Here is a 15,906-nt window from a genome sequence, read left to right as displayed (position 1 = left end):
GGTCCGTACCAACACGCCACGCTCTGAGAGCGCTCTCAAACCTTCCCGCATCGGCCCCTGTCGAACGGAGAAAGAGCATGTTACGGACCCTAAGGCGCCGGGCCACGGCCGTCGGACTGTCCCTCGCGACGGTCCTGAGCGGCTCATTGCTCGCAACCGGCGTCGCCGCCCCGGCCCGTGCCGCCGTCCCGGCGACGATCCCCCTGAAGATCACCAACAACTCGGCCCGTGGCGAGCAGGTGTACATCTACAACCTCGGCACGGAACTGTCGACCGGACGGCAGGGCTGGGCCGACGCGAGCGGCACCTTCCACCCCTGGCCGGGGGGCGGAAACCCGCCGACTCCCGCCCCCGACGCATCGATCCCGGGCCCGGCCGCGGGCCAGTCGACGACGATCCGCATGCCGAAGTTCTCCGGCCGCGTGTACTTCTCCTACGGCCAGAAACTGGTGTTCAAGCTGACCACCGGCGGCCTGGTCCAGCCCGCCGTGCAGAACCCTGCCGACCCCAACCGGAACATCCTGTTCAACTGGTCGGAGTACACGCTCAACGACTCGGGCCTGTGGATCAACAGCACACAGGTCGACATGTTCTCCGCGCCCTACGCGGTGGGAGTGCAGCGAGCCGACGGAAGCACCGCGAGCACCGGCCGGCTCAAGCCCGGCGGATACAACGGCTTCTTCAACGCCCTCAGGGGACAGCCCGGAGGCTGGGCCAACCTGATCCAGACCCGCTCCGACGGCACCGTGCTGCGCGCCCTGTCGCCGCTGTACGGACTGGAGACCGGCGCACTGCCGACCACCGTCATGGACGACTACATCAACCGCGTCTGGCAGAAGTACTCCACCTCGACCCTGACGGTCACGCCGTTCGCCGACCAGCCCGGCACCAAGTACTACGGGCGGGTCTCCGGCGGAGTCATGAACTTCACCAACGGCGCCGGCGCCACCGTCACCCGCTTCGAAAAGCCGGACGCCGCTTCGATCTTCGGCTGCCACAGGAAGCTGGACGCGCCGAACGACCTGATCCGCGGCCCGATCTCACGCACCCTGTGCGCCGGCTTCAACCGCTCCACGCTGCTGGTCAACCCCAACCAGCCGGACTCCGGCGCCGACGCCTTCTACAAGGACAACGTCACCAACCACTACGCCCGCAAGATCCACGCGCAGACGGTCGATGGCAAGGCCTACGCATTCGCCTTCGACGACGTGGGACACCACGAGTCACTCGTACACGACGGCAGCCCACGCCAGGCCTATCTCACCCTCGACCCGTTCAATTGACCTGATGGTCCGTCATGGCTCCACGGCCACCTGCACCGCGATCTACTCGCGGTGCAGGTGGCCGCATCAACAGCGAAGTTGACTGTTCACTATTTCTGGAAATCAATTACAACTTTACTGTTCCTTGGTGTAGATGAACTGCCGTTTACGTGAGCCTCATTGGCACCACGCGGTGACTTCAGGCCCTCCCGTATCAGGAGGGTGTGGTCACTGTCCCCCATGCGATGGTGAGAGGCACCAACGAAATGACGATGAATCACACCCTGCGATACGGCGGACGCACGCTGGCGTTGACGGCGACGGCCCTCGGGGTGATCGCGACAGCCGTGCCCGCCGCGGCCGAGGAACAGCCCACCGAGGAGCAGATCATGGCCGACTGCGCTTCCGGAGAGGGCAAGTGCTCCTTCAACTCCCCGCAGCTCGGCCAGGCGTACCTCGGTGAGCCGCGTCAGGTATCCGAACTGCTCTTCAACTGCACCGACTCGCCCGCCTCCCAGTCGATGTCCTGGGCCGACACCGTCGGCTCCTCCCACTCGGTGGGAGGCTCGGTCACCGTCGGCGGAGGCATCGAAGGCATCATCACGGCCAGTGTCACAGCGACGTACAACTACACATGGCAGAGCTCGCGCACGGAGACGAGTTCCTTCACCGTGAACGTGAAGCCGGGAGAAGTGGGCTGGATCTCCCGCGCCCAGGTGATGCAGCGGATATCCGGCACCTGGCAGACCCACTACGACGACCCCAAGTGGGACCACTACTACTGGTTCGTCCCCGACGTGATCACCGGCCCGGCCCCGAACGGCACGGACGGCAAACACAGCGCGGTCGTGGTCAAGTCCCGCAAGATGACGGCCGAAGAGAAGAAGCTGTGCTCCACCGGCGACACCCAGGACAAGGTCTTCACCAGGTCATGAGCGTGTTCGGTGGGGCCGACGACTTCCTCGTGGCGTCGCTCGGGGGCTCGTGACGCGATAGGCCCGCCGTACGGTGCACCGGTCCCGTGAAGTACCGGTGAAAACCCTGTGGAAGCGGTGTCAGTGGGGCGGTCTATGCTGCTCCGGACGATCACGCGGGACCAGGGGAGGGCGCGGCATGTTCGGCAAGCTGTTCGGGAGGGGTGCGGAGAGACCGGCGGCCGATCCGCACGCCCTTCCCGTCCCGCGCAGGCAGAAGAACGGCATGTACACGCTGCGCGCGCTCGGGGACGCGCGCGTGCTCGCACTGGTGGAGGCGGCCGACGCCGGTGACTGGGAGGCGGTCAAGGCGGCGCTGGCCCCCTTCGACCTCGGCCGCGATCACCTGGTCCTCGGCGAACTGGCCGACCTGGACGGGGTGCAGGACTGGATCGGCCGGGCCGTCGAGGAGGACAAGGAACACCGGGCGACGGCCCTCCTGATATCCGGGACCCGCCACATCAGCTGGGGCTGGGAAGCACGCACAGCCGAGCGCGCCGTGAACGTCACACAGGAGCAGTGGCGGGTCTTCCACGAGCGGCTCGAGATCGCCGAGGAGCAGCTGCTCGAGGCCGCCGAGTTGCGGCCGGACTGGGTCACCCCGTGGCGCCGCCTGCTCACCTCCGGCCGTGGCATGTCGCTGGGCCCCGCCGTCAACGAGACCCGGCTCGAAGCCGCCCTGCGTCGCGACCCGCTGGACCTGGAGACCCACGTCGAGCGGCTGTCGCAGCTGCAGCCCCGCTGGGGCGGCAAGCCGGGGCAGGCCCTGGCGTTCGCCCAGGAAGCCGCCTCCCGAGCCCCGGAGGGTCACCGCCTCGGCTGCGTGATCGCCATGGCGTACATCGAGGAGTGGGTCGAGTCGGAGCGCGGCGACTACCTCGAAACCTCCGAGATCCAGGCGCAGTTGCGGGAAGCGGCCGACCACAGCATCCTCCACCCCGCCTACGTGTGGCGCCCGGGCTGGCAGCACGACTTCAACATGTTCGCCATGGCCCTCTCGCTGGCCGGTGAGCGCCACACGGTCCGGCGCGTCTTCCAGACGCTGGACGGCGCCTACACCAAGTGGCCCTGGACCTACTTCGCGGACCCCGAGAAGCAGTTCGCCCGCCACCAGCGCCGCGCCTGAGCGCACGCCGTCCCGGCCCCTCCCGCCCGTAACCCGTCGCTCGCTCTTTTCACTCCGGACTGCCGATGACTCTGCCCGACACCGCCGCGAACCCGGCCGGCGCCGACCGCACCTTCCAGGTGGATCTGCGCGGCCTCGTCGACCTCCTCTCCCACCACCTCTACTCCAGCCCCCGCGTCTACCTGCGCGAACTGATGCAGAACGCGGTGGACGCCCTCACCGCCCGGCACGCCCTCGAACCCCCCGCACCCGCCGACGTCTTCGGCATCCGCCTGTACGCCGACGGCTCGGTGGTACGCGTCGAGGACGACGGCGTCGGTCTCACCGAAGCCGACGTGCACACCTTCCTCGCCACCATCGGCCGCAGCAGCAAGCGCGCGGAGCGCATAGCCGAGCAACGCGCCGACTTCATCGGCCAGTTCGGCATCGGCCTGCTCTCCTGCTTCCTGGTCGCGGACGAGATCCACGTCCTCAGCCGCTCCGCCCGCACCCCCGACGCACCCGCCGTGGAATGGCGCGGCCGCGGCGACGGCAGCTACACCGTCCGCACCCTGCCCGCCTCCGCCCGCCCCCGCCCCGGCACCACCGTCACCCTGACACCGCGCGCCGACGCGGCCGAGTGGACCCGCCCGGCGCAAGTGCACGCGCTGGCACGGCACTTCGGCTCCCTGCTGCGCCACCCGGTGACCTTCGACGACGGCACAGGCGGCGAGGGCGCCTCCGTCAATCCCGAGCCCGCCCCCTGGTCCCGTACGTACCCCACCCCCGGCGCCCGTTCCCGCGCACTGGCCGCGTACGGCGAAGAGGTCTTCGGCTTCACCCCGCTGGACACCATCGAACTGGACCTGCCGGCCGTAGGTCTGAAGGGCATCGCCTGCGTGCTGCCCGAGACGGTGCCGGCCGGACGCCGCCACGGCCACCGCGTGCACGTCAAGGGCATGCTGCTGTCCGAACAGGCCGAGGAGATCCTGCCCGAGTGGGCCTTCTTCGTCCGCTGCGTCGTCGACGCCGAGAGCCTGCGCCCGACCGCGTCCCGCGAGTCCCTGTACGAGGACGACACCCTCGCCGCCGTCCGCGACGCCCTCGCCGAGCGGCTTCGCGCCTGGATCGCCCGGGCCGCCGCCAGCGACCCGGACCTGCTCCACCGCTTCCTCCAGGCCCACCACCTGGCCGTGAAGTCGCTCGCCGTGCACGACGACGAGATCCTGCGGATGCTGCTGCCCTGGCTGCCGTTCGAGACCACGGACGGGCACACCACCCTCGACGAGTTCGCCCGCACCCACCGCACCGTGCTCGTGACATCGAGCGTGGAGGAGTTCCGGCAGGTCGCCGCGATCGCCTCGGCCGCCGGCCTCGGCGTCGTCAACGGTGGCTACACCTACGACCGCGAACTGGTCCACCGGCTCCCCGAGATCAGGCCCGAGGCCGCCGTCGCCGACCTCGACCCGGCGACCCTCACCGCCCACCTCGACCCCGTCGACCGGGAGACGGAGCTGGCCGCCGCGGCCTACCTCGCCCAGGCCCGCGACGCCCTCGCCGTCTTCGACTGCGACGTGGCGCTGCGCACCTTCCAGCCCGCCTCCGCACCCGCCCTCCTCGTCGACAGCCGCGAGGCACGGCACGAACGCACCCGCTCCCAGCTCGCCCGCGAGCAGGAGGGCGGCCTGTGGGGCGACATCCTCGGCGCCCTGCGCCAGGAGGCCCCGCGGGCCCAGCTGATCCTCAACCAGCTCAACCCGCTGGTCCGCACCGCCGTCACCATCGACGAACCCGAGCTGGCCCGCACCAGCGCCGAAGCCCTCTACGGGCAGGCCGCGATGCTGTCCCGGCGCCCGCTCAGGCCCGCCGAATCGAGCCTCATCAACCGCTCCTTCCTCGACCTCCTCGCCCACGCCCTCCGCAAGGACAGCTGACGATGCCGACCGCACCCCATCCCCAGAACACGGACGAGCTGTACCAGGCGCTCCAGGAGAACGACCGGCGCCCCTACGGCCGGACCCGCACCGTCACGGCCGAGGAACTCGTTGACGCCGCCGAGCAGTTCGCCGAGCCCGTCCCGCTCGTCCACGCGCTCCTCGAACTGCAGGAGGCGTACACCTACGGCTCCGAGCCCCGGAAGTCGCCCGTCGTCTTCGCCCGCCTGCTCACCCTCTTCGACGAGCAGCCCGACGTCTTCGACGAGCGCCTGCGCCACATGCTGTTCTGGCGGTTCAAGTGGGTGGCCAACGCCCTGCGCGCGCTGCCCGAGATACCCCTGGCCAGCCTGCGCCAGTGGCAGCAGGAGATGCGCGACCGGTACGAGAAGGCCGGCCTCGGCCTCCAGCCCTACTACGGACAGGCGTACCAGCTCGCCGTCCACGTCGGTGAGGACACCACCCTCGCCTACGAGCTGTGGGCGAGCCGCACCCGCACCAGGCTGAGTGACTGCGAGGCCTGCGAAACCTGCGAGCGCGCCCTGTACCACCTCACGGCCGGCGACGACGAGCGGGCGCTGCGCGCCTGGGAACCCGTCCTGGCCGGGAAGGAATCCTGCCAGGAGGAACCGGCCCGCTCCGTCTCGTACGCGCTGCTGCCCCTGCTGCGCACCGGCCGTACCGACCGGGCCCGCGAACTGCACCTCGCCGGTTACCGCGGCTGCCGCCGCAACCCCTCGATGGCCCAGGAGGTCGGCAGACACCTGGAGTTCTGCGCGCTGACCGGCAACGAGGCACGCGGCCTCGAGCTGCTCGCCGAGAACCGGAGCCTGTTCGACGAGGTGGACTCGCCGCTGGACCTGCTCGGCTTCCTCACCGGCGTGGAGGTCCTCCTCCAGCGGGTCGAGCTCCTCGGCCACGGCGAACTGCCCGCCCCCGGCTACGCGGGCCGCACCTGGACGGTGGCCGGCCTGCGCGCCGAGGTGCGGGGCCGCGCCGACGACCTCGCCGCCCGCTTCGACACCCGCAACGGAACCACGGCCCACACCGACCGCCGCAGGGCCCGCCTCGACCGCGCCCCGCTCCTGGAGTCGCTGGAACTGACCCTGCGCCCCCGCAGCCTCGACGACGTGGCCCCGGCCGCCCCGGTGGCCGCGACCGCCGCCCGCACAGCGGCCGCCGTCCCCGAGCCGCTGCCCGAACTCATCCTCCGGGCGCGGACCCTGGACGAGCAGGGACACCCGGACGCACACGCCTGCTGGGCGCGGCTGCGCACGCTCGTCGCCGCTCGTGACTACACCCACCCCGACGACCCGGCCGTGGGCCCGCTCGTACAGCTGCGCGCGGACCTGCTGGCCGAAGAGGCCAACCGGGCGGGGGAGAAGGACGAGTTCGCCGACTCGGCCGCCCTCCACGAAGAGGCCGCGGCCCTGTACGACGACGCAGGAGTGCCGGGTCACGCGGCACTCGCCCGCGCCTGTGCCCTGCTCGCCACGGCCGAGCTCCCCGCGGAGGACGCCGACGAGGCCTCGGCGAAGGCCGCCACGCTGACCGCCGCCCACGCCTCCCTGGTCCGCCTGCACGAGGAGACGCCCGGGCTCACCCCGTACCTGGAGGCCCGCCTGCTCCGGCTGCGGGCCACCGCGCTCGCCCTGCGCCTGCAGACCTCGAGAAGCGAGGAGCACATCGCGCCGGTCTTCGCCGAGGTGGACCTGCTGCACGCGTTCGCCACCCGGCACGACGTCGCCGGCCAGATCTCCGGCGCTCTGCTGCTGCGGGCCAGCACATACGCCATCTCCGGCGACCTGCCCGCCGCGGTCACCGAGATCGACGCCCTCCTCGACCGGCTGAAGGCGCAGGGCCCTGCCTGGCACCTGCCCCGCACGCTCGGACTGCGCGGCCGGCTCCAGCTCGGCCTCCAGGACGCCCAGGCCGCACACGCCGACCTGACCGAAGGCCTGCGCCGGGCCGCCGACTGGCCGGCCGACACGGTCGACACCACCCGCCTCCACGGCGACCTGGCCGAGGCCTGCATGCACCTGGGCCGCCCCGACGAGGCACTGCGGCACCTGACGCGCTCCGCGGAGCTGGACCTCCGCCGCGGCAGCCGCACGGACGCGTTCTGCGCCTACAGCAACGCCGCCCGGCTCAGCCTCGACCTGGGCCGTGTCGAGGACTGCATCGCCCTGCTCGACTCCCTGCTGGCCGAACCCGACGCCGCCGCCGGAGAACTGGACGACCGGCTCCTCGCCCAGCTGCGCCTGACCCGCGCCCGCGCGCTGCACGCGGGGGAGGACCTCAAGGCCGCCACGGCGGAGTTCGTCGCCCTCGCGGCCGAGTCGGCCGGCTGGGACGACGACCCGGGGAGCCACGCCATGATCGCCGCCGAGACCGCCGTACTCCTCGGTGAGTCCGGCGAGTTCGGCCGGGCCCGCGAAGCCGCGGACCAGGCACGCGCCGCCCACGCCCGGGCCCCGCGCTACGAGCAGCTCAGCAACTGCCTGCGTGAACTCGCCCGCCTCCAGGCCCAGCACCAGGGCGCCGACGGTCTGCCCGACGCCCTCGCCCTGCTCGCCGACGCGGGCCGGATCGCCGACGAGGCCCGCGCCGCCGAGTTCGAGGCACGCGGCCGCTCCCTGGACACCGCCCTGGCCTACGAATACGGGCGGGTCAACGCCTACGCAGGCGAGTACGAGGACGCACTGACCGCCCTGGACAAGGCCCTGGCCCTGCTCGGCGATCCGGGACCGGATGAGGACCGGGCCGAGGAGTGGGCCGAGTGCGTCCGCCTCGCGGGTGCCGTGGAGGGCATCTACCTGGAACGCCCCGCCCCCGCCCTCACCCGCCTCGACGCGGCGGTCTCCCGCCTGACCGCCCTGGGCCACACCGAGGAGACCGAGCCGCTGACATCCCTGGCGGCCCGGCTGCGCGACGAGGAGTGACCCCGGTGGGGGGAGAGCGCGTGGCGCACAGCGGGCCGCACCGGCGCGGGCATGCCGTCGGCCGACGGCGGGCAGTGCTGAACCATGCCTACGGAAGGTGGAGTTGTGCCCGGAGTTCAGGTCTGCTCGCTCAAGGTCGACACCCCTCAGCTGATCGCGCCGGGAACCGCGTACAAGATCGTGCGGTTCCCCTTCGGCGCGGCGGAGTCGACGGACGCGTTCGAGATGCACCAGGCCGTCCAGCCGGACGGCTACGTGGTGAGCAACTGGGCGACAGACGACCGCAGCGGTCTGATCTGGCCGTCCAAGGCCGGCTGGGGCCATCTGCACGCGTTGATCCAGTGGGAGTCCGCCGGCGGCACGGGCGGCTACACCGAACTGCGCGACCAGTACGTCCGTGACCCGCTGGGCCTGACGCCCAACCCCAACGACACCACGGCGACCGAGCACCGCACGCCGACGCCCGGAGGCCAGTACTACGTCAAGAACCACGGCTTCTTCGTCGCCCCGGGCACCCCGGTCGCACTCCGCGTCACGCACAACGACGCCGCCTCCCGTCTCCTCACCCTCGCCGAGTTCAAGCTCGTCATCCACGATGCCGCGTAGCGCTCTAGGCATGCCGATTCCACCGGATGCCTGACCGCCTCGTGTGAGCGGCCGGGCAATGTGGGACCGATGCTCCATGCGCATCGTGCTCACCAGGCCGACCGGACACACCGGCTCCGTCGTACGCCGCCCACGGGCCGAGGACACGCACGCCCTCGTCGGCCGCGTCCGGCGGCTGCCCGGCGGCCCCGACGCATGCGACGACGCGACCTGTCAGGCGCCGGACGCGGCGCGGCGATGCCGGTGACCGCCGACGCGGCCAACTCGGCCGACACGACCCCGGCCCGCCACAGACCGCCGCGTGTGCTCGCGCTGCTCGCCGCCGCACACGGCGGGCCCGCTCTGGCCGTCACCGTCATCACGGGCCTGCTGGCGCTCCGCGGCGGTCTGCACCCGTTCCACGCCGTCGCCGTCACGGCGGCGGTGTTCACCGGCCAGCTCACGATCGGCTGGGGCAACGACCTGCTCGACCTCGCGCGCGACCGCGCCGTGGGCCGCACCGACAAGCCGCTGGCCGTCGGCTCCCTCCCGGCCGGCTGGGTGGCGCGGGCCCTGGCCGTGGCCGCAGTCGCCTCCCTCGTGCTGTCGGCGTTCGGCGGCTGGCGCAGCGCGCTGGTCAATGTCGTCCTCGCCACCGGCGCGGGCCACGCCTACAACCTCGGGCTCAAGGCGACCCCGTGGTCCTGGGCGCCGTACGCGTGCGGCTTCGGGACGTTGCCCTCGGTCGTCACCCTCGCCGGCCCGGCCCCGGACTGGGCGCCAGGGTGGATGACCGGCGCCGGCGCCGCACTCGGCGTCGGAGCACATCTGCTCAACGTGCTGCCCGACCTCGCCGACGACGAACGCACCGGCGTCCGCGGCCTGCCGCACCGGATCGGCGAACACCTCTCGCGCGTCCTGGCCGCCGTGCTGCTCACCGCCGCCTCGGTGCTCGCCGTGGCCGGTCCCGCCGGTTCCCCTCCCGCGTGGACATGGCCGGCCCTGGCCCTCGTGGTCGTCCTCGCGGTGGTCACACTGTGCGCCCGCGGGCGCGCTCCTTTCCGCGCCGCGGTGACCATCGCCCTCCTCGACGTCGTACTGCTGACGGCCGGCTGATGGCGCGGCAGCCCCACTCGACCGCTTCAACCGGGTGCTCGTCGCCCCCCACCGCCCGATCCCAGGAGCCAGCATGACCATGCGCGTCCTCAGCGTCCGCGGCACCCTGCCCGAGCACTGCCACCGGCAGGAGGAGATCACCGAGTCCGTCACCACCACGCTGGTCGGGAACACGGTCGATCGCGCCGTCGTCGAACGGTTCCACCGCAACGTGGGTGTCGAGACCCGGCACACCGTGCTCCCGCTGGAGGAGTACGGCCGGATCGAGGACTTCGGCCAGTCGAACGACGTCTTCATCCGGGCCGGCGTCGAACTCGGCGGTCGCGCGGTCGTCGACGCGCTCAAGAGCGTCGACCTCACCCCGGCCGACGTCGACTACATCGTCTCGTGCACGGTGACCGGTTTGGCGGTGCCCTCCCTCGAGGCCCGCGTCGCGGCGGAGATCGGCCTGCGCCCCGACGTGGTGCGCCTGCCCCTCGTCGGCCTCGGCTGCGTCGCCGGCGCGGCCGGCATCGCCCGCCTGCACGACCTGCTGCGCGGCCGCCCGGACGCGGTGGCGGTGCTGATGTCGGTCGAGTTGTGCTCGCTCACGCTCCAGCGCAACGACACCTCGGTCGCCAACTTCGTGGCCAGCGGCCTGTTCGGGGACGGCGCCGCGGCGGTGGTCGCCGTCGGGTGCGAGCACCCCCTCGCACAGTCCGACGACCCCGCCGCTCCCGAAGTGCTCGCCTCGCGCAGCCGTCTCTACCCCGACTCGGAACGCATGATGGGCTGGGAGATCGGCTCCGGCGGGTTCAGAGTCGTGCTCGACTCCGCGGTCCCCGACCTGGTGCGCCGCCACGTCGGCGACGACGTCCGCGGCTTCCTCACCGATCACGGTCTGACCTGCGGCGATCTCGACTGGTACGTGGCACATCCCGGCGGCCCCAAGGTCCTCGAGGCGTTGCAGGACGCCCTCGGCGTCGAGCGGGACGCGTTGAGCGTGACCTGGGACTCACTGCGCCGGATCGGCAATCTGTCCTCCTCCTCGGTGCTGCATGTCCTGGCGGACACACTCGCCAACCGGCCGCCCCCGCCCGGCTCCTACGGACTCATGCTCGCCATGGGCCCGGGCTTCTGCTCCGAACTCGTGCTCCTGCGCGCCCCGGGTGGTGGGCGGTGACCAGCGAGACCCTGTTCACGATCCTGGTGCTGGCCGTGGGCCTGGAGCGGGTGGCCGAGCTGGCCGTCTCCCGCCGCAACGCCGCGTGGAGCCTCGCGCGGGGCGGCGTGGAGTCCGGTCGGGGGCACTACCCGTTCATGGTGGTGCTGCACACGGGCCTGCTCGCCGGCGCGCTCGTGGAGGTGTGGATCCGCCGGCCGGACGTCGTCCCGGTCCTGGCCTGGGCCATGCTCGGCCTCGTCGCGATCGCGCAGGGGCTGCGCTGGTGGTGCGTCGTCACCCTGGGCCGGCAGTGGAACACCCGGGTGATCGTCGTGCCGGGTGCCGCGCGAGTGACCGGCGGACCCTACCGATGGATCCCGCACCCGAACTACGTCGCCGTCGTCGTCGAAGGGCTCGCGCTGCCCCTCGTCCACTCGGCCTGGGCCACGGCGATCGTCTTCACCGCGCTGAACGGGTCCCTGCTCGCCACCCGCATCCGCGCCGAGGACGCCGCCCTGGCACGGCTGGCCTGAGGAGGCACCCATGGATCTGCTCGTCGTCGGCGGCGGACCCGCGGGCCTGGCCACGGCCCTGCACGCGGCCCGGGCCGGGCTCGACGTCTCCGTCTGGGAGCAGCGCGCCGGCATCGTCGACAAGGCGTGCGGCGAGGGCCTGATGCCGGGCGCCGTCGCCGCCCTGGCGGCACTGGGCGTGCACCCGCCGGGGCACGACCTGCGAGGAATCCGCTACGTCGCAGGTCCCCGCCGCGTCGACGCCGACTTCCGAGCGGGCCCGGGGCGCGGAGTGCGCCGTACGACGCTGCACGCGCTGCTGCGCGAGGCGGTGCTGGCAGCGGGCGTACGCGTCGACCAGCGCACCGCGCGTCACATCGAGCAGGACCAGGACGGGGTGACGGTCGACGGCACCCGCGCCCACCACCTCGTCGCGGCCGACGGCCTGCACTCGCCGATCCGCCGCGCCCTCGGGCTGAACCGGCCGTGCCGGGCCCGTCCGCGGCACGGGCTGCGGCGCCACTACCCGCTCGCCCCCTGGAGCGACCACGTCGAGGTGTACTGGTCCCGCGAAGCTGAGGCCTATGTGACCCCGGTGGCCGACGACCTCGTGGGCGTCGCGGTCCTCACCACCGCCCGCCGCCCCTACGACGACCACCTCGCCGCCTTCCCCGAGCTGCGGGAGCGGCTGGCCGGGGCGGCCGTCCCCGCCGGACCGGTACGGGGTGCGGGCCCGTTCCGCCAGACCGCGAGCGTGCGCACAGCCGGACGGGTGCTGCTCGTGGGCGATGCCGCCGGCTACGTCGACGCGCTGACCGGCGAGGGCATCGCCCTGGCGCTCGCGCAGGCGTCCGCCGCGGTCCGGGCCGTCACCGCCGGCGACCTGACGGCCTACGAGAGGGAGTGGCGGCAGCTCACCCGGCGCTACCGCTGGCTGACGCACGCGCTCCTCAGCGCGACGAGACCGCTCCCGGCCCGCGCGGCGCTGGTGCCCATCGCCCAACGCCTGCCGTGGCTGTTCTCCGCGGCCGTCGGCATGCTGGCGCGGCCGGCGGGGGAGTCGGCCATGTAGGGATCAGCCCCCTGCGGACGCGTCCGCAGGGGGCTGACAGGCCCGTTCGTCGGGAAGGTCCGCGTCAGGCGATGGACGCCGACAGGATGGCCGACACAGCGAGATTGCAGGACGCCGTCACCCAGACCGCGGGGTGCGGCTCCGGCTCGACCAGCGCCGCGCCCAGGCGCCCCGGCGTGATCAGGTCCACCACCAGGAACGCCACGGCCATCATCACCAGACCCAGCAGCCCGAACGCGGCGGTGGAGACCAGTCCCTTGCCGAAGTCCTCGTAGGTCGTCCAGATGGACGTGAACACGATGCCACCGATACCGAGCAGCGCGGAGCTGAGCACCATCGCGGCGTTGCGGTTGCGCTGCTCCCAGATCTGCCGGCCCAGCTTTCCGGGCGTGAGCACGTCGACCAGGACGATGCCGAGGACCAGCAGAACCAGTCCCAGTCCGCCGTAAGCGGTGGCCCTGCCAAGTCCGTTGACGATGTCGCTCATGGGTGGGCGGCTCCGTAGCGTGAGAGATCGTGAATGATCGCGGTCAAGGAACAGCAAAATGTAACGCACCTGTTCGGCGCCCCGACCGGCCCCCCTGGCGCTGTCACAGCGGGGGCAGCGCCTGCTCGCACCAGATGGTCTTGCCCGTGGTCGTCTGCCGGGTGCCCCAGCTCTGGGTGAGCTGGGCGACGAGGAGCAGCCCGCGCCCGCCCTCGTCGAAGGCCCGGGCACGCCGGAGATGCGGCGCGGTGCTGCTGGTGTCGGACACCTCGCAGATCAGCGTGTGATCGCGGATGAGCCGGAGCTGGATCGGGGGTTGCCCGTAACGGATGGCGTTGGTGACCAGCTCGCTCACCACCAGCTCGATGACGAACGTCGCCTCCGTCAGCCCCCAGGCGTCGAGCTGCTCGACGACCAGCTTGCGCGCGCGCTCCACCTGGACCGGCTCCGCCGGGACCTGCCACGTCGCGACATGGCCCGCCGGCAGCGCGCGGGTGCGGGCCAGCAGCAGCGCCACGTCGTCGGCCGCCCGGTCGGTGAGCAGGGATCCGATCACGGTGTCACAGGCTTCCTCCAGAGAGTCCGCGGGCCGCGCCAGGGCGAGGCACAGCTCGGCCAGCCCGACGTCGATGTCCCGGTGGCGCGCCTCGACAAGGCCGTCGGTGTACAGGGCGAGCACGCTCCCGGCGTCCAGTTCCAGATCTGTGACCTCGAAGGGGAGGCCGCCGATCCCCAGCGGGGGACCGACATGGCCGGAGACGACGTGCACCGTGCCGTCCGGAGCCAGGACGGCGGGCATCGGGTGCCCGGCCGTGGCCAGCGTGCACCGGCGGGAGATCGGGTCGTACACCGCGTACAGGCAGGTGGCGCCGAGGTCCGCCGCGGAGAACCAGAAGTCGTCCACCCCTTCGTCATCCCCGTGTCCGCCGGGCACGGGTTCGCCCTCGGAGAGATGCAGGATGAGGTCGTCGAGGTGGGTGAGCAGTTCGTCGGGCGGCAGGTCGACATCAGCCAGCGTGCGCACGGCGGTGCGCAGCCGGCCCATGGCCGCGGAGGCCTGGAGACCGTGTCCGACGACGTCCCCGACGACCAGGGCGACCCGGCTGCCCGACAGCGGGATCACGTCGTACCAGTCACCGCCGACCCCGGTCCGCGTCTTGGCGGGCAGGTAGCGGGAGGCCACCTCCACGGCCGTCTGGTAGGGCAGACGCCGCGGCAGCAGGTGACGCTGCAGGGCCAGCGCGGTGGATCGCTCCCGGGTGTACCGGCGCGCGTTGTCGATGGCGACCGCCGCCTTGGCGGCCAGTTCCTCGGCGAAGGCGACATCGTCGGGCCCGAACGGATCGGGTCGGCTGCGCCAGAAATCCACCGTGCCCACCGTCACCCCTCTGGCCTGCAGCGGTGTCCTGATCCTGGAGTGGATGCCGTACGCGAGGACGCGCGATGCCGCCTCCGGGTGCTCGGACGCCCACTCGGTGCTCTCCCGCAGGTCCGTGTCGAGCCTGACCCGTCCGGAGAGCGCCGCCCGGGACTCAGGCGGGGGCGAGATCAGGTCCGGCGGGTCTGCCAGACCCAGCAAGGGGGCGTCGTCCCGGACACCGTCAGCGGCCACCCGGCGCAGCCGCGTGTCGACTCCGGCGGTCGGCTCGTCGCCGCGCAGGACCGGTTCCAGCAGGTCGACGGTGGTGAAGTCCGCGAACCTCGGCACCGCCACCCGCGCCAGCTCACGGGCCGTCTGCTCCACATCCAGCCCCGTCCCCACCGACACACTCGCCCCGTACAACAGCTCCAGCCGCTCGTACAAGAACTCCAGACGCTCGCGGGCTTCCTCGGTCCGCGCACGGCTGTCCTGCAACGAGGCGGCCATGGTGTTGAACGACGCTGCCAGGGCGGCGACCTCCGCCACCCTGCTGGAAGGCACCCGTACCTCCAGGTCGCCCTTCGCCAGCCGACCGGCCGCCGAGGCCGCGCGCCGCAGCGGCCGCACGATGGCCCGGTGCTGGAACACGGTGAGCGTGACGATGAGCGCGGTCAGTCCGGCCAGTCCCGCACACGCCACGACCACGGCCCGCTGGGCGCTGGCATCCGTGGCGTCCTGGCGCTCCTGGAGTTTGGCCCGCTCATTGGTGATGTACGTGGTGAACCGGTCTCGCAGCGCGTCCACCCGCCGCTTGCCCTCAGCCGTCGCCGCCGGACTCGAGGCCGAGGGGTCGTCCCGCCGAACCGCCTCGACCAGCGGCACCGAGTAGTCCGTGAGGAAGGAGTCGAAGTCCCTGTTGATCTGTCCCGCGAGACGGCGCTGCTCCGGGGAGGTCGCCGACGCCAGCAGCCGCCTGGCCTCGGCCGGATAGCTGTCCCGAGCCGCTTGCCAGGGCTGAAGGAACGCCTCGTCCCGGGTGATGACGAAGCCGCGCTGACCGGTCTCCAGGTCGATCAGATGCTGTTCCAGGGTGCTGGCATCGGTGATGGCCTCGCGCGAGGCCCTCGCGTCGGCCGTGAAGCCGCGAGAGTCACCGATGACCTGCAGCAGGACGGCGAACGCGATACCGATCAACACCGCCAGGAAGCCGCTCGCCAGGACCGAGGTGCTCGTCAGCCCCAGTCGTCTGCTCCCACCCCAGGGCCGTGTCCTCATGATCCGCCTACCTAGGTCGTCCGACCGCGGGCGAGGTGACGTCCCCTGGTGCGCGGCTCGGCCTTCCAGGTACAAGGCGGCCGCCGAAGCCACCCGGCGTGCAGAACGTTCGTCGAGCAGTGTCCAGGCTAGTAGAGC

The 15,906-nt window shown here is 72.1% G+C and carries 12 protein-coding genes; 10 read left to right on the top strand and 2 right to left on the bottom strand.

From position 1 onward, the window contains the following. The first annotated feature begins 77 nt into the window (after window positions 1–77). The 10 genes from OHU35_RS00655 to OHU35_RS00610 all read left to right on the top strand — a co-directional run bounded on the left by OHU35_RS00655 (window position 78) and on the right by OHU35_RS00610 (window position 12,646). Window positions 78–1,283 (top strand): glycoside hydrolase family 64 protein, encoded by a 1,206-nt coding sequence (locus OHU35_RS00655; RefSeq protein ID WP_189729687.1) that lies wholly within the window; start codon window positions 78–80, stop codon window positions 1,281–1,283. A 245-nt stretch (window positions 1,284–1,528) separates the two neighbouring features. Then, the gene (locus OHU35_RS00650) at window positions 1,529–2,197 is read left to right on the top strand and encodes a hypothetical protein (protein ID WP_405504144.1); all 669 of its coding nucleotides are present in this window, start codon (window positions 1,529–1,531) and stop codon (window positions 2,195–2,197) included. 178 nt (window positions 2,198–2,375) lie between these two features. Further along, window positions 2,376–3,362 (top strand): hypothetical protein, encoded by a 987-nt coding sequence (locus OHU35_RS00645; RefSeq protein ID WP_359896221.1) that lies wholly within the window; start codon window positions 2,376–2,378, stop codon window positions 3,360–3,362. 65 nt (window positions 3,363–3,427) lie between these two features. Then, entirely contained in the window at window positions 3,428–5,275 is a 1,848-nt protein-coding gene (locus OHU35_RS00640) for an HSP90 family protein (RefSeq protein WP_405504143.1), read from the top strand. Between the two features lie 2 nt (window positions 5,276–5,277). Beyond that, window positions 5,278–8,217: a hypothetical protein gene (locus OHU35_RS00635; RefSeq protein WP_405504141.1), complete on the top strand. Its 2,940-nt coding sequence runs from the start codon at window positions 5,278–5,280 to the stop codon at window positions 8,215–8,217. 84 nt (window positions 8,218–8,301) lie between these two features. Next, window positions 8,302–8,823, top strand: coding sequence for a hypothetical protein (locus OHU35_RS00630; RefSeq protein ID WP_405504139.1), 522 nt, complete (start codon window positions 8,302–8,304; stop codon window positions 8,821–8,823). A 195-nt stretch (window positions 8,824–9,018) separates the two neighbouring features. Further along, complete coding sequence (locus tag OHU35_RS00625) at window positions 9,019–9,918, top strand: UbiA family prenyltransferase (protein WP_405504137.1); 900 nt, start codon at window positions 9,019–9,021, stop codon at window positions 9,916–9,918. Between the two features lie 73 nt (window positions 9,919–9,991). Further along, complete coding sequence (locus OHU35_RS00620; protein ID WP_189729675.1) at window positions 9,992–11,080, top strand: type III polyketide synthase; 1,089 nt, start codon at window positions 9,992–9,994, stop codon at window positions 11,078–11,080. After that, window positions 11,077–11,595, top strand: coding sequence for an isoprenylcysteine carboxyl methyltransferase family protein (locus OHU35_RS00615; RefSeq protein ID WP_189729673.1), 519 nt, complete (start codon window positions 11,077–11,079; stop codon window positions 11,593–11,595). The genes OHU35_RS00620 and OHU35_RS00615 overlap by 4 nt, the downstream gene beginning before the upstream one ends. Window positions 11,596–11,605: 10 nt before the next feature. Next, a complete protein-coding gene (locus tag OHU35_RS00610; protein WP_405504135.1) occupies window positions 11,606–12,646 on the top strand; it encodes an NAD(P)/FAD-dependent oxidoreductase in 1,041 nt (346 codons plus the stop codon). A 64-nt stretch (window positions 12,647–12,710) separates the two neighbouring features. Here the strand turns inward: OHU35_RS00610 and OHU35_RS00605 are convergent, their stop codons facing one another. Together OHU35_RS00605 and OHU35_RS00600 are read right to left on the bottom strand one after the other, a co-directional pair. After that, window positions 12,711–13,133 carry a DUF350 domain-containing protein gene (locus OHU35_RS00605; RefSeq protein WP_184598941.1) on the bottom strand — a complete coding sequence of 141 codons (423 nt, stop codon included), beginning with the start codon at window positions 13,131–13,133 and terminating at the stop codon, window positions 12,711–12,713. A gap of 103 nt (window positions 13,134–13,236) precedes the next feature. Then, complete coding sequence (locus OHU35_RS00600; protein ID WP_405504134.1) at window positions 13,237–15,768, bottom strand: SpoIIE family protein phosphatase; 2,532 nt, start codon at window positions 15,766–15,768, stop codon at window positions 13,237–13,239. Between the last annotated feature and the right edge of the window lie 138 nt (window positions 15,769–15,906).

It is taken from the genome of Streptomyces purpurascens, assembly GCF_045040895.1.
In the GTDB taxonomy this organism is placed as follows: domain Bacteria; phylum Actinomycetota; class Actinomycetes; order Streptomycetales; family Streptomycetaceae; genus Streptomyces; species Streptomyces purpurascens.
The sequence above is the reverse complement of the archived record's forward strand: the minus strand, read 5'-3'. Positions and strand labels throughout refer to the sequence as shown.